This window comes from Serratia sp. HNCC26DJ206 (assembly GCF_057180605.1).
Map to the genome: position 1 here is coordinate 78563 of NZ_JBXUGP010000020.1, position 17266 is coordinate 95828.

Here is a 17266-nt window from a genome sequence, read left to right on the forward strand (position 1 = left end):
CCCGCCGCCATATCCGTTACTCCAAATAAAACACTTCACGTAGCGCCGAGCTGACCGGGCTGTGATCCGGATTGCTCGGCATCACGTCGCCCATAAAACGCCACCAGCGCTGGCAGGCGTCGGTATTAGCCACGGCGTTCCAGCGCTCTTCCGACTCGATCTCAACATAGCCAAACAGCAGGTTGCGCGCTTCGTCCAGAAAGATGGAGTAGTGGTGCGCACCGTGATCTTTCAGCACTTGTTCCAGCTCTGGCCAGATCGGGTTATGGCGCTGTTGATATTCCGCGTGGGCATTCGGGTTAACCTGCATCACAAAAGCTTTACGGATCATGGATTTTCCTCCGCCATTACAACGCCGCTAAATACAGCTCACGCACCTGTTCGCGATCGGCCGGGCGTGGGTTGCAGGGGGCACAGGGGTCAGCCAGCGCTTTATCCAGCCAGTTTTCAATATCGACCTCTTTGATACCAAGCGTTGAAAAACCGGCTGGGATCCCCACGCGCAGCGAAAGCGCACGAATGGCGGCGATCGCCTGATGGCTGGCCTGCTCTTCATCCATTCCCTGGGTATCCACACCTAAAGCCTGTGCGATACGGGCAAAACGCGCCACGGCATTGGGGCGGTTAAACGCTTCAATCACCGGCAGCAGGATGGCATTGCACACGCCGTGCGGCAGATTGTGGGTGGCGCCGGGTTGGTGGGCTAACGCATGCACCAAGCCAAGCCCGGCACTGTTAAATGCCATGCCAGCCAGATATTGGCCATATGCCATCATTTCCCGTGCTTGCAGGTTGTTACCGTCGTCCACTGCGGCGGGTAGCCAGGTACCAATCAGGCGAATCGCTTCCAAGGCCGAGTGATCGGTCAACGGATGGGCTCCGACAGAAACATAAGCTTCTATTGCATGAGTCAGTGCATCCATGCCGGTGGCGGCGGTCACGCTGGCAGGAATATTCAACATCACGGCCGGATCGTCTACGGCAATGTCCGGGATGATATTGGTGTCGATAATCACTTCTTTGACGTGGCGCTGGCTGTCGATGATTACCGCATTGCTGGTCATCTCGGCTGCGGTGCCAGCAGTGGTGTTGATGGCGACCAGCGGCGCACCTGCGTGTTTGACCTTGCCTACGCCGGAATAGGCGGTGGAAGGGCCAGGGTTGCCAGTGAGGATTTTGATCGCTTTAGCGGTGTCGATCGGGCTGCCGCCGCCGAAGGCAATCAGGTAGTCACACTGGTGTTGCTTGAATGCTTGCCAACCCTTTTGCACCAGTTCTTCGGTGGGGTTGGGGAATACTTCACTGAACATCGCGTAGGGCAGCGTTTGTTGTTGCAGGGCGCTGAACAGCCCTTCCAGCAGGCCAAGCTCAACCAGTTGACCATCGGTGACGATCAGCGCTTTACCCCACTGTTTTTGCGCCAGCAGCTTAACCATATCTTCGATGGCGCCACAGCCGTGCAAACTGATTTTCGGTAATGCCAGCATGAAACTCATATGTATTACTCCTGAAGTGAGAATGCATTGTGATGCGCCCGTATCCCCTTCATCTTTCAAGCTACAGCGTTGTTGGCTGCGTACATGTCCCCAGTCACTTAGTTAGCTAAGCTCCTGGGGCTCCATGTTCTTGCCGCCTAGCTGTAACTTGAAAGCTATCGGGGCTAATCCTCAAGCGCCGCAGCCAGCGGCGTGACGCCAAAGCGCTGGGCCAGCGCGGCTAACTGGCTACCAGAAATGGTCTGCTTCTTGCCGCCCATCGACAGCACTTTCACCATGATTTCGGCAGATTTTTCTGCGGTATCGATCAGGCCGAAAGCGTCGTCCAGCGTTGGGCCAGTGCCGAAAATGCCGTGGAACGGCCACAGTACCAGGCTGTGCGCCTGCATCTGTTCGGCGGTCTGGGTGCCGATCCCGTCGGTGCCTGGCACCATCCACGGCACAATGCCGATGCCGTCCGGGAACACCACCAGGCATTCGGTGCTGCCTTCCCACAACAGGCGGGTAAAGCGGGCATTATCCAGTTCCTGCACAAAGCTCAGTGCGATCAGGTTGGTGGCGTGGCAGTGCATGATGACGCGATCGCTACCGCCGCTGACCCGCATACGCACGATGTGCGACTGGAAGTGGGCTGCCAGTTCCGAGGTCGGCAGGCCGCCTTGCGCCAGCCCCCAGTGGATGTGATAGGCGGTGCCGTTATGATTCAGTTGCAGCAGCACCAGGTTTTCTTCTGGGGCCAGTTGCACGTTGCGGAAGAACTTGCCGGAGCCGGTCACCAGGAACCAGCAGTTGGCCAGTTCGCTGGCCGGTTGCGTCAGTTCTACGCAGCGTGGTTGGGTGACGAAGTCGTTACGGAAGGGTTCAACGTCCTCCGCCGTCAGCCGCAGGCTGACATTGCCGCCGTTGCGTTCATCCCAGCCTTTGAGCCACATATCGCTGGTGGCCTTGATCATGCCCTGGATAAACCAGGAGGAAAGTAGCTGTTGCATTGCTCGGTATCCTTAACGTTGGCTGAGAATCTGTTGTTCGTAACTGCGTACGTTGTCGAGCCAACTGGCATCGGCCGGGACATCGTTACGCTGGCAGTAGGTTTCCCACACGGCTTGCCACGGCAGGCATTTCTGCTCTTCCAGCAGGGCCAGGCGTGCGGTGTAATCGCCACGTTGTTCGAGCTGACGCAGCATAGCGGTCGGCTCAAGCAGGGCGCGCAGCAGCGCTTTTTTCATATTGCGCGTACCGATCACCCAGGCAGCGATGCGATTGATCGAGGCGTCGAAGAAATCCAGGCCGATATGTACGCGGTTGAACAGGTTGTGGCGCACGATCTCACTGGCGATGGCCTGGGTTTCGTCATCCAACAACACCACGTGATCGCTGTCCCAGCGCACCGGGCGGCTGACGTGCAGCAACAGGCGCGGTACGTACAGCATGGCGCTGGAGATTTTGTCGGAGATCACTTCGGTGGGGTGGAAGTGCCCGGCATCCAGGCACAGCGCGGTCTGGCGGCTGGTGGCGTAGCCGAGGTAGAACTCATTGGAGCCGACGGTATAGCTCTCTGCACCGATGCCGAACAGCTTGCTTTCCACGGCATCAATATGGTGGGCCGGGTCGAGCTTTTCGGCGATCACTTCATCCAGCGCGCTCAGCAAACGCTGGCGCGGGGCTAAGCGATCGATCGGCGTGTCTTTCATGCCATCCGGGATCCAGATATTCATCACCGAAGGCGTGCCGAGCTGCTCACCGAAATAGGCGGAAACCCGGCGGCTGGCCTGGCAGTGTTCAATCCAGAATTGGCGGATGGCTGGATCGGCGTGCGACAGGGTAAAACCGTCCGCACTCAGCGGGTGCGAGAAGCACGAAGGGTTGAAATCCAGGCCCAGCCGGTGCTGTTTTGCCCATTCCACCCAGTTCTTGAAATGACGCGGCTCAATCTGGTTACGTGCCACCGGAGTCTCGGATTCGAGATAAATCGCGTGCAGATTCAGGCGTTTCGGGCCGGGGATCAGCGCCAGCGCCTGCTCCAGATCGGCACGCAGCTCTTTGGCATTACGCGCTTTGCCGGGGTAGTTACCGGTCGCCTGAATACCACCGGTCAGCGAGCCTTCCGGGTTTTCAAAACCGGCCACGTCATCACCCTGCCAGCAGTGCATAGAGACTGGCAGAGTATCCATCGCTTGAATGGCGGCCTCAACGTCAACGCCAACGGCGGCAAAGCGCTGTTTTGCCAGTTCCCAGGCTTGTTCAATAGAGCTTTTCATATGCAAAGTTCCTTAGGTAATTGACTCAACGACTGAAATTGCGGCCAGTGGGCGGCAAAGTCGGGATTATCGCGAGGGGTGAAATGTTGCAGTGGGAAATTCTGCGCCACGATGCGGCGGAATTGCCCGATATCGGCGACCGCATCCAAGGCCATCAACTGGCAGCCGACGTTGCCCAGCGTAGAGGCTTCGATCGGCCCGGCGCTGATGGCAAGCCCGCAGGCATCGGCACACAGCTGATTGAGGAAATGGTTCTGGCTGCCGCCGCCAACGATATGCAAATGGCTCAGCGGGCGGCCATGCAGGGTGGCCAACTCCTGTGCCACCTGGCGGTAAAGCATGGCCAGGCTGTCGAAGATACAGCGCACCAACTGCGCAGGGCTCTCCGGCACCGGCATCTCCTGTTCACGGCAATAAGCCTGAATGGTCTGGCACATATTGGCCGGGTTGATAAAACGATCGTCATTGGGGTTGATCAACGAGCGGCAGGCGGGTTGCTGCGCGGCTTGGGTAATCAACGCCGGTAAATCGCTGATATTCAACTCCTGAGTGGCACGTTGCAGCAACCACAGGCCCATGATGTTTTTCAGTACCCGATAACCGGTGGCGCCGCCTTCGTTGGTGATGTTGGCCGCCAGCGATCTGGGGTTAACAATCGGTACCGGGCTTTCTATGCCCATCAGCGACCAGGTGCCGGAACTGAGGTAAGCAGCATTGGCATCCTGCAACGGCGTGGCGAGCACCGCGCTGGCAGTATCGTGAGTGGCGACGGCGATCACCGGTACTTGTTGGCCGCTGGCGCTGGTCCAATAGCCCACGCGATTGCCCGGCGGGGTCGGTTTACCAAACCAACGTGCTGGCACACCCGCCCAGGCCAGCAGCTCGGCATCCCATTGATCAGTCTCGATATTCAGTAATTGGGTGGTGCTGGCGTTGGTGTATTCCCAGTTCAGTTGCCCGGTCAGCCGGAAGTGCAGATAGTCTGGGATCAGCAGCAGATGCGCTACGCGCTCTAACAGTTCAGGCTGCTGCTCGCGCAAGGCGCGTAACTGATACAGGGTGTTGAAGGGTAGAAACTGAATGCCGGTGCGCTGGTAGATATTGCCTTGCCCGAGCGTGCGCTGGGCTTGCGCCATCACGCCCTGCGTGCGGGCATCGCGGTAAGAGACCGCTTGGCCGATTCGTTCGCCTTGAGCATCCAGCAGCACAAAATCCACTCCCCAGGTGTCGATACCGATGCTGTCGAGCACGATGCCCTGCTCATCAAGCTGAGCGAGCGCCTGGCGGATATGCTGCTCCAGCGCATCCAAGTCCCAGCAGTCCTGCCCATCCCGCTGTTGCAAACGGTTGGTAAAACGGCTGACTTCCCGTAGCTGGAGCCGCTGTTGTTCCGGTTGATAGCTGGCCAGCATCACGCGCCCGCTAGAGGCACCCAGATCGATGGCAGCAATGTTGCGTGTAGTCATGAGTGAAAGCCCGTTATTGCTTGATGACGGGCAGTGTAGAAAGTTGCGGGTAGCGAAGCCTTCTCGCTACTGCCAGTGCCGAGGGCGGGTTGGCAAAATGGCAAAGGTAAAGGTGAAGCAGCTCACAGTTTGCCATTCAGCCCGGTTTTCTGTGGGTTGTGACCTTGCACGCATTTCTCAACATTGCTGCGGCTTTCTTAAAAAACGCACCGATTTAGCGTGCTTTTTGGTCAAAACCTTAAGGTATCTTCCTTGATGCTTCTCTTACTATCGTTAACCGACGTTGCGCGGTAATCCCGCCGCGCCAAGGAACGGGGGGTAAGATGAATCTATTACACAGTAGTGATTTTTTCCCTTCCTGTAGCGCGCCCGTGGTGATTGAACCCCGTGAACCGCAGCAGGCTTTTCCAGAACATCATCATGATTTTTACGAAATCGTGATTGTTGAGCAGGGGGCCGGTGTCCATGTGTTTAACGGCAATCCTTATACCCTTAACAGCGGCTGCGTCTGTTTCGTGCGCGATCACGATCGCCATCTGTTTGAGCAGACCGACGGCTTAATCCTGACCAATATCCTGTTTCGCGCCCCAGGGGCGTTCCGCTTTGTTTCCGGCGTGGAACAGTTCCTGCCCCGCGAGCGCGACGGCATCTATCCCGCGCATTGGCGTATCAACCATCAGGTGTTACAGCAGGTTAAGCAACTGATTGCATTACTGATGAGTGCGCCAGCAGGTGACCAGCCGGAAGATATTGCGCTGCATGAAAGTGTGTTTATGCAACTGTTGGTGCAGCTGTGGCGTGGGTGTATGGCGCGGCAGGGGGACGATCAGGAAGGGCGGTTACACCAGCTGCTGGACTGGTTGCAAAGCCATTACGCTGAACAAATCGAATGGCCGGAGTTGGCAGAACGCTTTGCCATACCGTTACGCACGCTGCACCGGCAGTTGAAGAACCACACCAATATGACGCCACAGCGTTATCTGACCCACCTGCGCCTGCTACAAGCACGCCATATGCTGTGCCACAGCGATAGCAGTATTACCGATATCGCCTTTCGCTGCGGTTTTGGTGACAGCAACCACTTCTCAACGCTGTTCAAGCGCGAGTTTACCTGCCCACCGCGGGCGCTGCGGGGTTTGCGTTAGCGGCGTGAAATCGCGATCGTATCAATTTTCCTCGCTTCAGGTTGGGTAATAATGTCCAGTGGTGATGAATAAAAAAGGTGCACAGATGAGGGAAACATTACTGTTGGAGAGCCGCGATTATCTGCCCTCTGAGCAGATGCCGGTAGCGGTGGCGGAACGCTATCCCCAGGAAGGGTTTGCTACCCATACTCACCAGTTTTGCGAGATCGTCATCGTCTGGCGCGGCAATGGCCTGCATGTGTTGAACGATCGCCCTTACCGTATCACCTGCGGGGATATTTTTTATCTGCGCGCCAGCGATTGCCACAGCTATGAGTCCGTACACGATCTGGTGCTGGATAACATCATTTACTGCCCCGAACGCCTGCGGCTGAATGCCCAATGGGAAAGCCTGCTGCCGCCGTTTGCAACTGCGGACGAGCGTTACTGGCGGCTATCCACCCAGGGTATGGCACAGGCGCGGCCGATCATCACCCAGCTTTCGCAAGAGAGCCGCAAAACCGATTCGCTGTCGCTGCAATTAACCGAAGCGCTACTGCTGCAACTGGCGATCGTGCTGAAACGCCACCGCTATGCGGTGGAAAAAGCGCATATGCTGCCGGATGGTGAGCAGTTGGATTTATTGATGGCGGCGCTGCAAAGCGGCATCGACGGGCATTTTGAGCTGGGGCTATTTTGCCAACAGCACCGTCTAACCGAGCGGGCGCTGAAGCTGTTGTTCCGCCAGCAAACCGGCATGACCATCAACCACTATCTGCGGCAGATCCGGCTATGCCAGGCCAAGCGGTTGCTGCGCCGCAGCGAGTTCCGCATCAGCGACATTGCGGCCCGTTGTGGTTTTGAGGACAGTAACTATTTTTCTGTGGTGTTTGCGCGTGAGGCCGGAATGACCCCACGCGAATATCGTCAGCGGTTTGTGGCGATGGAAGAGTCGCTGTAATCGTCAGCCCTTAAGACGCCATCCCCATACCCACAATGTTGGCCGCCAGAATGATCACCAGGCAGCCGATGCACAGGACGGCAACCGGTTTTCTGGTGCCGCATTTCCACTCTTTCAGCAGCAATCCGACGATACCGCCGCACAGTACGTAGAAGCTCATGTGCAGCATCCAGCTCATGTAATCGTATTGCGTTGGGATCTTGGCGTGGCCCCAAGCGTAGAAGAAGAATTGCAGATACCACATCAGGCCAGCCAGCATGGAGAACAGCACGTTGATCACCAGCAGCCGCTTCGGTAGCGAGAAATCCGCTTTGACCGACAGGTTGTTCAGGGTTGCGAGGCGGATAAAGCAGTAACCGAGGTTAATCAGCGCACCTCCGCCCATAATCACCACGTAGCTTGGTAATGCGACGTACAGCGGATCGATGCCCAAGGCACTCGCCGCTTCGTGCATCGGTTTGGCGGCGTCCATGGCAAACGACATCCCTGCCGAGAAAATGCCGCACATCACCGCCAGTACCAGCCCTTTTTTCAGGTTGAACTCTTCGGCGCGGATGCCCATGGCCCGCTCTTTCAGCAAGCCCGCATAGCTGACGATTAACACGCCGATCAGCGCAACGAACACGCCAAGCAGCGACATGCGGCCACCGGCGGTACCGAACAGCAGTTCAAACCGGCCTTGCAGCAATGGAGTCATCAGCGTACCGATGATCAGCGTGATGCCGATAGCGATACCAATCCCCATCGACATGCCGAGATAACGCATGGTCAGGCCATAGTTGATGTTACCAATGCCCCACATGGCACCGAACAGGAACACCGGCAGCAGGGTAGCTGCGCTGAAGGAGCCGTAGTATTGCCAGAAATCAGGCAGCAGCACATAGCTGACTGCCCAAGGCAGAATCAACCAGGAGACGAAGCCGCCGATCGACCACATGGTTTCCCAGGACCAGTTTTTTACCTGTTTGAATGGTGCGTAGAAGCAGGCAGCGCTGGCTGCCCCGACCAGGTGCCAGAGTATCCCTAGCATAATGGCGTTATTCATCTTGTTTATCCTTCGTTGTTATTGGCGCGGTAAGACCACGGATGAACAGGAAGTCTAAAGAGAGGTGACAAAGGGAACCTTCGGGTGGCTGCCGGATGGCACAAGAGCATGGCAAAATTCAGCGGGTGTGTATGCCGACGATCACAGATTTAGCGAGAATGCTTTAGGGCGATGTCTGTACGGTAGGCCATCGCCTTGAGGTGGCAGATCTTATTCTTTGAGTAAAGCACCTGCGTAACCTAGTTGGCGCCAAGCTTCATACACCACCACGGAAACCGCGTTTGACAGATTCATGCTGCGGCTCTGGGCCTGCATGGGGATGCGGATTTTCTGCTGTGCAGGCAGCGCATCGAGAATGCTGGCGGGCAGGCCGCGGGTTTCTGGGCCGAACAGCAGATAGTCACCCGCCTGATAGCTCACCGCGCTGTGCGCTGGGGTGCCTTTGGTGGTCAGGGCAAACAACCGCTGCGGATTTTCGCTGGCGAGAAACGCGGGGTAATCGGCATGGCGCTTGATGCTGGCAAATTCATGGTAATCCAGCCCGGCGCGGCGCAGGCGTTTGTCGTCCCAAGGGAACCCCATCGGTTCGATCAGATGCAACTGGAAGCCGGTATTGGCACACAGGCGAATAATATTGCCGGTGTTGGGTGGAATTTCAGGTTCAAATAAAACGATATTCAGCATGTAAAAGGCCCCTCATGATGAGGGGCGCAGAATAGCAAACTCTTGGCGTGCTGGCGATTAACGCTGATGCAGCGGCAACCACAGTACCAGGCGCAAACCACCCAACGGGCTGTCTTCGGCCTTCACCCAGCCGCGATGCTGGTTGACGGCTGCCTCGACGATTGCCAGCCCCAGGCCGGTGCCGCCGGATTCACGATCGCGGGCTTCATCGGTGCGGTAGAACGGACGGAAGATTTGCTCGCGATCTTCCGGGCTGACGCCAGGGCCATCGTCATCGACCACGATGGTGACCCCCTGATTATCGGCGCTGAATGCCACCGTAATGCGCGTATGCGAGTAACGCAGGGCGTTACGAACAATATTTTCCAGCGCGCTGTCCAGCGCCCCTGCGTTGCCGTAAATCGTCCAAGGGCCAGGAGGGGAAGTGACCTCCAGATGCTTACCCATCTGTTCGGCTTCAAAGCGGGCATTGTCCAGCACTTCGGCCCACAGTTCGTTCGCTTTCAGCAGTTCGCGCACCAGTTCGCTTTTCTGCTGCCCACGCGACAGGATCAGCAGATCGTTGATCATCGAATCCAATCGTTGGGCTTCGGTTTCAATACGCGCCAGTTCGTGCCCTTCGCCGTGGCGGCGGCGCATCAAAGCCGTTGCCAATTGCAGACGCGTTAACGGGGTACGCAGTTCATGGGAGATATCGGAAATCAGCCGTTGCTGGGCCGTCATCATTCTTTCGAGCGCGCTCACCATCTGGTTGAAACTGGCACCGGTGGCAAGGAATTCCTGCGGGCCAGATTCCAGTTCTGGATGCTGTTTCAGGTTACCGCGTGCCACATCGTCGGCGGCATTTTTCAGCTTACGTGCCGGTTTCGCCAGGCTCCAGGCCAGCCACAACAGTAGTGGGGCGCTGATCAGCATGGTAACGATCAGCAGCAGCAGCGGGCGGTCAAACATCAGGTTGATAAAATCGGATTGCGGGCTGTTCGCCGGGCGGATCAGGTACAGCTGATAGTTGTCTTCGCCATCGCGCACCGAGAACGGGCCGACCAGCTCAACACGGCCATATTTTTTCTTTTTCGGGAAATCTGCGTTATCCGACTGGCCGATAAAGTTGCGCACAATCTGCATTTCGTTGCGCTGGGCACCAATCACCCGCCCTTCGCTGGTGACCAGAATCAGGCGCTGGCCTGGGGGAGCCCACTTATCGATAGCGCGAAACAGGCGGCGCCACCACATTAGATCGTTGGCCGGATCGTTTTGCAACTCGGCCTCGACGTGTTGTTCCAGCATCAACCCCTGCCGCTGCTCGCTGTCCAGCAGCGAGGTGATCTGGCGGGAGTCGAGTTTCGGCACCATCAACACCAACATCAGCACCAAGGCTAACGTGAACCAGAAAATGGCGAAGATGCGTGCCGTCAAACTGTTGATCATGTTGCTGATACCATCAAATAGCCCCGTCCACGCAGGGTTTTGAACCATGGATGGCCGTCTTTGCGATCCGGCAGCTTACGCCGCAGGTTGGAAATGTGCATGTCAATGGCGCGGTCAAACGGCGTCAGGCGTTTGCCCAACACTTCCTGGCTCAGTAATTCACGTGAGACAACCTGGCCGAGATGCTGTGCCAGCAGGTAGAGCAGGGTAAATTCGGTACCAGTGAGATCGAGAGCATGTCCGTCAAAAGTTGCCTCTTGGCGGCCAGGGTTGAGCTGCAGGCCGTCTACGTCCAGCGTAGGGGCGCTGGTATCGACATTCTGCTGTTGTTCGCTCCAGTTGGAACGGCGCAGAATGGCGCGGATGCGGGCCACCAGTTCGCGATCGTTAAAGGGTTTCGCCAGATAGTCATCGGCACCCAATTCCAGGCCAAGCACCCGGTCTAGTTCGCTGCCACGCGCGGTCAGCATGATCACCGGAGTTTGGTGATGCTGGCGCAGTTCTTTCAACGTATCGATACCGTTTTTCTTCGGCATCATGATATCGAGCAACAGTAGATCGATGGAGCTGTCCAGTAACGACAACGCCTGTTCACCGTCGTGGGCCACGACGATGTTAAAGCCTTCCATTTCAAGCAGTTCTTTCAGCAGCGAGGTTAACTCGCGGTCATCGTCAACTAACAGAATTTTGTTCATTATGATTTACCTCCTGACGCAAAATACGTCATCAACTGTTGACATTCCATGACTTTACGTAGTTTTACATGCACTGACGCATGTTTGCAGGTGCAGCAGTACACTGTTCCTCGTTGATTCGCAAAGAGAGAATGCTTGAGGAGTGAAAATGCGTAAGTTTACCGCAGTAGCGATGGCATCAATGTTGGCGATGGGTTCTTCCGCTGCCTTTGCTGCCGATACTACACCGGAAACTGCTCAAGCTCCTGCCAATGATGCGATGATCAGAACACCCGGCCAATACCACATGTTTGAGGGTATCAGCCTGACCGAACAACAGCGCCAGCAAATGCGCGATTTAATGCGATTGGCTCGCTACGATTTGCTCGATGTTAAGGTCGCAGAAATTGAAACCATGCATCGGCTGGTGATCGCAGACAAATTTGATGAAGCCGCCGTTTATGCCCAGGCGGAAAAGATGGCTCAGGAACAGGTTAAGCGCCAGGTCGAAATGGCCCGCATACGCAACCAGATGTATAACCTGCTGACGCCAGAGCAAAAAAGTGTTTTAGGCCAGAAACATCAGCAGCGCATGCAGCAGATGGAGCAACAAATTTCTGGTTTGCAGCAAACTTCTGCCCAGAAGTTGAGTACGACTGAGTAGTCCCCTGTTTTTTCCTTGCCATAGACACCATCCCTGTCTTCCCCGCCTTAAACGGCGGGTTTTTTTTATCAGTAAATTACGATTTATTCTTTTTTTAAACAGCACCTTATAAAGAGCGCTAAGGGTTTCCGCCGTTTTAAAATGCTCCTGAAAATGGACGCTTTAGAACGTTTTTGGGCACTTGATGGACGCGATTAAACACGTAATCCCCCTTTTAGCGGGTTCAACATCACCGCATTTTGCAGATAGTCCGGGGCCAGGTGTGCATAGGCATTGTCTGCTGAATGTTGGCGTGACCAAGGATCTGCTGTAGCGCAATGATATTGCCGCCATTCATCATAAAGTGACTTGCAAACGTATGGCGTAAGCCGTGTGTGGCTTGGCCGCGCGGTCGGTCCGGTTTGATTTCCCGCAGTTTTATGCAGAACTTCTCATAATCGACCTTGAATAACGTCGCGCTTGCCTAGGCTTTCACTTCCTTTTCGAGTTCCGGGGAAATCGGTACAATTCGCTTTTTACCGTTTTTGGTCTCTAGGAACGTCACGCGCCCGTTAACGATCTGCATCCGGGTTAGTGTGCTAACTTCCCCCCAACGCCCGCCAGTGCTTAAACACAGCAGCGCAATCAACCTTTAATCCCCGCCTAAAAACGACAGTAACAACCCGATTTCCTCTGTGTCGAGAAACGTTATGCTCGGATTTCGCTCGGCCAGTGGTGGTAATCCGACCGCAAAACCGGCGAATTACCTATCGATCATGAAAGCGGCAAAAGCATGGCGGATACCGTGGAACATGCCATCGGTTGGGCGTCACTGCATCGTGTCCGCCAATTTCAATTTTTTGGTATTCCCTCCCGGCAGACCTATCGTGAATTGCGCTTGCTGGCTAGCCAGATGGCCCGTAAGGGGATCACCGGAAAGAAACACCCCCGGCTAATCGATAAGGCGATGGATGATGTGTTATCTGCCGCTGACGTGGGTTGCATTGCAACGTACATCATCAAACAGTGCGGCGTCCTGTCACCGCGTAGCAATCACATCGTGCGCACGGCCTACAACGAAGCCGACAAGCCGAACGATTACGGTGAAATCAACATGCAGATTTACGGTGTCTGGTCGCCACAACTTGGCACGGATTCGCGCATCTGCACCCATACGGAAAATTGGCAGCGAGTACGTAAAACCAAATCCACGACCGGCGCAGTCGGGCGTCAGGGGGTTGACCTTGACAGTCAGGGCGGTTCCGCCGCCCCTTGGACTCGTGGCAATAACTGTCCGCCTGTGCAGAATACAACCAGCAAAACACCGAATGCAGAGCCAGAAACTATTACTGATTTTGCGGTATTAACCCCGCATCAGCGTCGGCAGCTTCTCCACCGATTGCGAGAACAGCCGCCAGATAACCGAATCTCAGCCAAGAAACGCCCACCAACACAAGGGGAGCGAGCGCTCTCCCCTGAAATTGACGAGCAGATCGCCAAACTGGAGGATTTCGCCCGCTCAATTGGGCTCGATATCAGCCGCGCTGGATTGCGCCGGTTGGCCATGGGGCAGGTTATTGGCACGAAAAATGGATTGATGCGCGGAACGGCGGAAGGCACTCTGATTATTCAGACAGCAAAAGCGGAAAGTAACGGAGCCAAGTTGCTGGCCCAAGTGGAGGTACTGCGTCAAGCTGCATATCCTCGTTCCCGAAATGGTCGCTGATATAGAAGATTTTCCTGGTTAATTGTTAGTTTTTTCCGAGGTGGAAAAAATGCAATACAACAAAAGTCCCCATTAGCGCAGAAGTAAATAGAATGATAAATGCAGTAAAGTGCAAGAGCATATAGCACTAGTAAGACAAATTGAAGGTTATGCGAGAATAATATTATATACAGCTAATATAGAATTAGTTGATAAACACATGTTGTTGATATACATGTAAAGTAGAAAGGGTTGAATGAGCGGTTTTTACCGTAAGCTAAGAATGAAGATGTTAATTGTTTACAATGGTTATTATTAATAATGGAATGTCTGTCGGTAAAAATATAAGCGAGGAATGATCAATGTTTAAGAAAATACAATCAATTAATAATTTGGCAGTTTTCAATAACTACCAATGGAATAATTCGGTAAAAAACAAAGACGGCAATGTGGCTGAATTTAAGAAAGTGAATATTTTTTACGGGCGAAATTATTCAGGAAAAACAACCTTATCAAGAATATTCAGGTCATTTGAGACGGGTTTTATTTCAGAGAAATATTTTAATCCAAAGTTCCAAGTGGTTATGCAGGATAGTTCGATTCTCACGCAGAATGATATCTCAAACTCTCAAGTAAAAATCAGAGTGTTTAATGAGGATTTCATACGAGAAAATTTAAAATTTATAGTAAATCCAGATGAGGACATAAATTCTTTTGCAATACTAGGAGAGAACAATAATAGGGTTGAATCCGAAATACTAGGGCTTGAGGATGTTTTAGGCTCAATAGAAGAGAAAAAAGGTCTGTTATGGGAGATTGAAAATAAAAATAGAGTTTATGTAGAGAATAAGAGAAAACACGCCCAGGCAGTTGATGATATTAATGATAAGTCTTCAGAGAAAGCGCTGAATAGAAAATCCGGAATAAAATATAGCGAAGTATACGGAGATCCTAATTATACGATTGTAAAGCTCAAGGCTGATAGAGCTATAGTCCTGTCTGAGTCATATAAACCTATATCTGAAAATACCGCTCACGAACTTAAAAGTCTTCTTAAGGAAAATATAAAAACGAAAATGGAAGAGATAAGATCTCCAGTTTTAAATTTCAAGTCATTTAGCGATAAGACGGATGAGGCACTACGCAGGAAAATTAATATAAGCAACCCTATAAATGAACTATTAAAGGATGAGTTACTAGAAAGATGGGTTAATCAAGGTAGAGCACTTCATAAAGATATTCGGGAAAACTGCGCATTTTGCGGTTCAGTGTTGCAGAGCGAATTATGGGTGAAATTAGAGGAGCATTTTAATAAGGAGTCAGAAAGTCTAAGAGGTGAAATAAAGAGTTTAATTAAAGAAATAGAACAAGCGAGAGATAAAGTAATACACGGTTTTAAAGTTGATTTGAATGGTTTCTACTCTACATACGCCACCGAAGTGTCAGAAATTGGGAACTCTATAGATGCGTTGTTTAAAAAACAAGAGGGTAACTTTAGCGTTCTAATATCTGATTTAAAGAAAAGAGAGAAGTCCATATCTTCATCTATAGAGCCTAGTTCGATCATAGATATAGAGGAGCGCATTGATTCTTCAATATCTAAATTAAATGAAATAATAAAAAGTTCAAACAACCTGACTAGTAGGTTAAGTAATGAGAAATCAAAAGCAAAAGATACATTGCGATTAAATGAGGTCTATAAATTTACGATAGATATAAAGTATTTAGAGGCAATTGAAAAGATTGCTCAACTAAAGACGATGGAAATAGAATCTAGCGTTCCTCTCAATGCATTAAAAACAAGCAAGCTTGGAATAGAGAGTAAAATTAGTGAGCTAAAGGCGCAGTTGAAAGATGAATCTAAAGGAGCTGATGGCGTAAATAAATTGCTACATGACTTTTTTGGACATCAAGCTCTATCATTAAAACCTATAATGGAAGGTAGTATTTATAAGTTCGAAGTAATCAGGAATAATAGTAAAGCACATCACCTTAGCGAGGGGGAGTGTAGCTTACTGGCATTTTGTTACTTTATGGCAAAGTTAGAGGACATTGAAACTAAAGGCTTCTCACCAATAATATATATAGACGATCCTATATCAAGCCTTGACAGTAACCATATATTTTTTATTTACAGCATAATAAATATAAAGTTGATTTTAGAGGGTGATTTTGAACAGATTTTCATTTCCACACATAACTTGGATTTTTTAAAATACTTAAAGCGAATATCACATAAGGACAAGTTGGGTGCTAAATTACCACAGGAATTTTTCTTAATAGAAAGGGCAAAAGAGGAAAGTGAAATAAAATTGATGCCAAATTACTTAAGAAACTATGTGACAGAGTTTAATTACTTATTTCACCAGGTTTTTAAGTGCGCAAATGCTGATTTACAGAGTGTTGATGATAACCATGATTGTTATTACAGTTATGCTAACAATGCCAGGAAGTTTTTGGAGGCGTTTCTATACTTCAAATACCCGGACGCTGTGGAAAACGGTAGTTATAAATTATCCAAGTTCTTTGGGTGCGACCCCATTGCAACAACCTTAACTGAAAGGGTTAATAATGAATACTCACACCTTTCAGGTGTGTTTGAACGCAGCATGACTCCTATTGATGTGCCTGAAATGAAGAAGTCAGCACAGTTTATACTAAAGAAAATACGTGAAAAAGATCCAGAGCAATATAGCTCATTTTTAGTCAGCATAGGAAGTCCAGATCAGACATTTTAAATTATTGAGTTACGCTCTATGGATACTACTAGGGGCCGCACTAGCCGGATAGAAGAGATACCAGTGTCGGTCATTATTCTGCGAGTTAAGGCGTGGGCTGTGAGAATAGAAGGCACATAGCCAGAAGGCACTTAAAACGATTCAAGTGGAAAAGAAAACCCCCGATATTTTCGGGGGGTACTGGTTAGGTCGCTTGCAACAAGTCCAGGGCGTATTGTTTCTGCCCTGGCTTTAACTGGTCGAGCAGGCCGTGAGTTGGTCGATTAGCCCCCCGTGAGCTGGGGCTTAACGTTCGCGCAAAGGTCAGGCTCATGACAAAGTACTGCGTTCGTTCTACCAGAGGCACCCAATTTCGCCAGTGGGCACCCAAACGCTCCAGGAATACTTGATCAAAGGTTTCATGATGGACGATGAGCGGCTTAAAAACCCTCCTGTTGGTTCATCAACTGTACCTGACTACTTCTGCTAGAACGCATCCGTAATATTCGTACCAGCGAACGGCGGGTTTATTTGCGTGTTTGGGAGATCTTTGCGTTAGCCGCCGACTACCAGTCTTCACTCAAAGAGACAACGCTGTTTTTTCAAACCATCCAGAATAAACTGCACTTTGCCTGTACCAGTCATACTGCTGCCGAACTGATCTATCAGCGTGCTGATGTCAGTCAACCCCATATAGGCTTGAGCAGCTATAAAGGCGAAGAGGCGCGTAAAAGCGATGTGACGTGGCGAAAAACTACCTCAATCAGGATAAAGTCAGTGAACTCAACCGCGTGGTTAACATGTGGCTGGATTTTGCCGAAGATCAGGCCCGGCGTCGCCAGCAGGTGTTCCTGCGTGACAGGCAGGAAAAGTGGGATCAGTTCCTGCAATTTAATGACCGCGAGGTTCTACAAGGCGCAGGACGGTCAGTAAGAAAATGGCAGATGAAAAAGCACAGGCTGAAAACATCCAATTTGCTGAGCAGCAACGCCGCTTTAAAGAAGCTGAAGGGGAATAAGGATATCGCCGGTTTGCTACAGTGGAAAACTGGCACCATGATCTGAG

At 52.1% G+C, this 17266-nt stretch carries 14 protein-coding genes and 2 pseudogenes; 6 read left to right on the forward strand and 10 right to left on the reverse strand.

The genetic code is table 11. The features are described from left to right. Positions 1-16 precede the first annotated feature (16 nt). From rhaM to rhaB, 5 genes are all read right to left on the reverse strand, one after another. Positions 17-331 carry an L-rhamnose mutarotase gene (gene rhaM, locus AC2A1E_RS14825; RefSeq protein WP_484384390.1) on the reverse strand — a complete coding sequence of 105 codons (315 nt, stop codon included), beginning with the start codon at positions 329-331 and terminating at the stop codon, positions 17-19. A 16-nt stretch (positions 332-347) separates the two neighbouring features. Continuing rightward, entirely contained in the window at positions 348-1496 is a 1149-nt protein-coding gene (gene fucO / locus AC2A1E_RS14830; RefSeq protein ID WP_484384391.1) for a lactaldehyde reductase, read from the reverse strand. Positions 1497-1660: 164 nt separating this feature from the next. Then, on the reverse strand, positions 1661-2485 hold the full coding sequence (gene rhaD, locus AC2A1E_RS14835) for a rhamnulose-1-phosphate aldolase (protein WP_484384392.1): 825 nt from the start codon (positions 2483-2485) through the stop codon (positions 1661-1663). Positions 2486-2497: 12 nt separating this feature from the next. Continuing rightward, entirely contained in the window at positions 2498-3754 is a 1257-nt protein-coding gene (locus AC2A1E_RS14840; protein WP_484384393.1) for an L-rhamnose isomerase, read from the reverse strand. Then, on the reverse strand, positions 3751-5220 hold the full coding sequence (rhaB, locus tag AC2A1E_RS14845; RefSeq protein ID WP_484384394.1) for a rhamnulokinase: 1470 nt from the start codon (positions 5218-5220) through the stop codon (positions 3751-3753). The genes AC2A1E_RS14840 and rhaB overlap by 4 nt, the downstream gene beginning before the upstream one ends. A 323-nt stretch (positions 5221-5543) precedes the next feature. On the opposite strand from rhaB, the gene rhaS reads away from it, so the two are divergent. Both rhaS and rhaR read left to right on the forward strand, forming a co-directional pair. Next, positions 5544-6365 carry an HTH-type transcriptional activator RhaS gene (gene rhaS, locus AC2A1E_RS14850; protein ID WP_484384395.1) on the forward strand — a complete coding sequence of 274 codons (822 nt, stop codon included), beginning with the start codon at positions 5544-5546 and terminating at the stop codon, positions 6363-6365. Positions 6366-6450: 85 nt separating this feature from the next. Beyond that, positions 6451-7305, forward strand: coding sequence for an HTH-type transcriptional activator RhaR (gene rhaR, locus AC2A1E_RS14855; RefSeq protein WP_484384396.1), 855 nt, complete (start codon positions 6451-6453; stop codon positions 7303-7305). A gap of 10 nt (positions 7306-7315) precedes the next feature. Here the strand turns inward: rhaR and rhaT are convergent, their stop codons facing one another. From rhaT to cpxR, 4 genes are all read right to left on the reverse strand, one after another. Then, positions 7316-8350, reverse strand: coding sequence for an L-rhamnose/proton symporter RhaT (rhaT, locus tag AC2A1E_RS14860; protein WP_459400557.1), 1035 nt, complete (start codon positions 8348-8350; stop codon positions 7316-7318). Positions 8351-8560: 210 nt separating this feature from the next. After that, positions 8561-9034 carry a tRNA (uridine(34)/cytosine(34)/5-carboxymethylaminomethyluridine(34)-2'-O)-methyltransferase TrmL gene (trmL, locus tag AC2A1E_RS14865; RefSeq protein ID WP_484384397.1) on the reverse strand — a complete coding sequence of 158 codons (474 nt, stop codon included), beginning with the start codon at positions 9032-9034 and terminating at the stop codon, positions 8561-8563. 57 nt (positions 9035-9091) lie between these two features. Next, entirely contained in the window at positions 9092-10462 is a 1371-nt protein-coding gene (gene cpxA / locus AC2A1E_RS14870; protein WP_484384398.1) for an envelope stress sensor histidine kinase CpxA, read from the reverse strand. Next, a complete protein-coding gene (gene cpxR / locus AC2A1E_RS14875) occupies positions 10459-11157 on the reverse strand; it encodes an envelope stress response regulator transcription factor CpxR (RefSeq protein WP_459400554.1) in 699 nt (232 codons plus the stop codon). The genes cpxA and cpxR overlap by 4 nt, the downstream gene beginning before the upstream one ends. Before the next feature lie 148 nt (positions 11158-11305). On the opposite strand from cpxR, the gene cpxP reads away from it, so the two are divergent. Next, positions 11306-11800, forward strand: coding sequence for a cell-envelope stress modulator CpxP (gene cpxP, locus AC2A1E_RS14880; protein WP_484384399.1), 495 nt, complete (start codon positions 11306-11308; stop codon positions 11798-11800). Between the two features lie 194 nt (positions 11801-11994). Here the strand turns inward: cpxP and AC2A1E_RS14885 are convergent. After that, a pseudogene (locus AC2A1E_RS14885) lies at positions 11995-12524 on the reverse strand (tyrosine-type recombinase/integrase); the annotation flags it as partial. 48 nt (positions 12525-12572) lie between these two features. On the opposite strand from AC2A1E_RS14885, the gene AC2A1E_RS14890 reads away from it, so the two are divergent. The 3 genes and pseudogenes from AC2A1E_RS14890 to rhuM all read left to right on the forward strand — a co-directional run. Then, positions 12573-13505: a hypothetical protein gene (locus AC2A1E_RS14890; RefSeq protein WP_484384400.1), complete on the forward strand. Its 933-nt coding sequence runs from the start codon at positions 12573-12575 to the stop codon at positions 13503-13505. Between the two features lie 341 nt (positions 13506-13846). Continuing rightward, on the forward strand, positions 13847-16222 hold the full coding sequence (locus AC2A1E_RS14895; RefSeq protein WP_484384401.1) for an AAA family ATPase: 2376 nt from the start codon (positions 13847-13849) through the stop codon (positions 16220-16222). A gap of 317 nt (positions 16223-16539) precedes the next feature. Next, a pseudogene (rhuM, locus tag AC2A1E_RS14900) lies at positions 16540-17265 on the forward strand (RhuM family protein); the annotation flags it as partial. Position 17266: the final 1 nt, after the last annotated feature.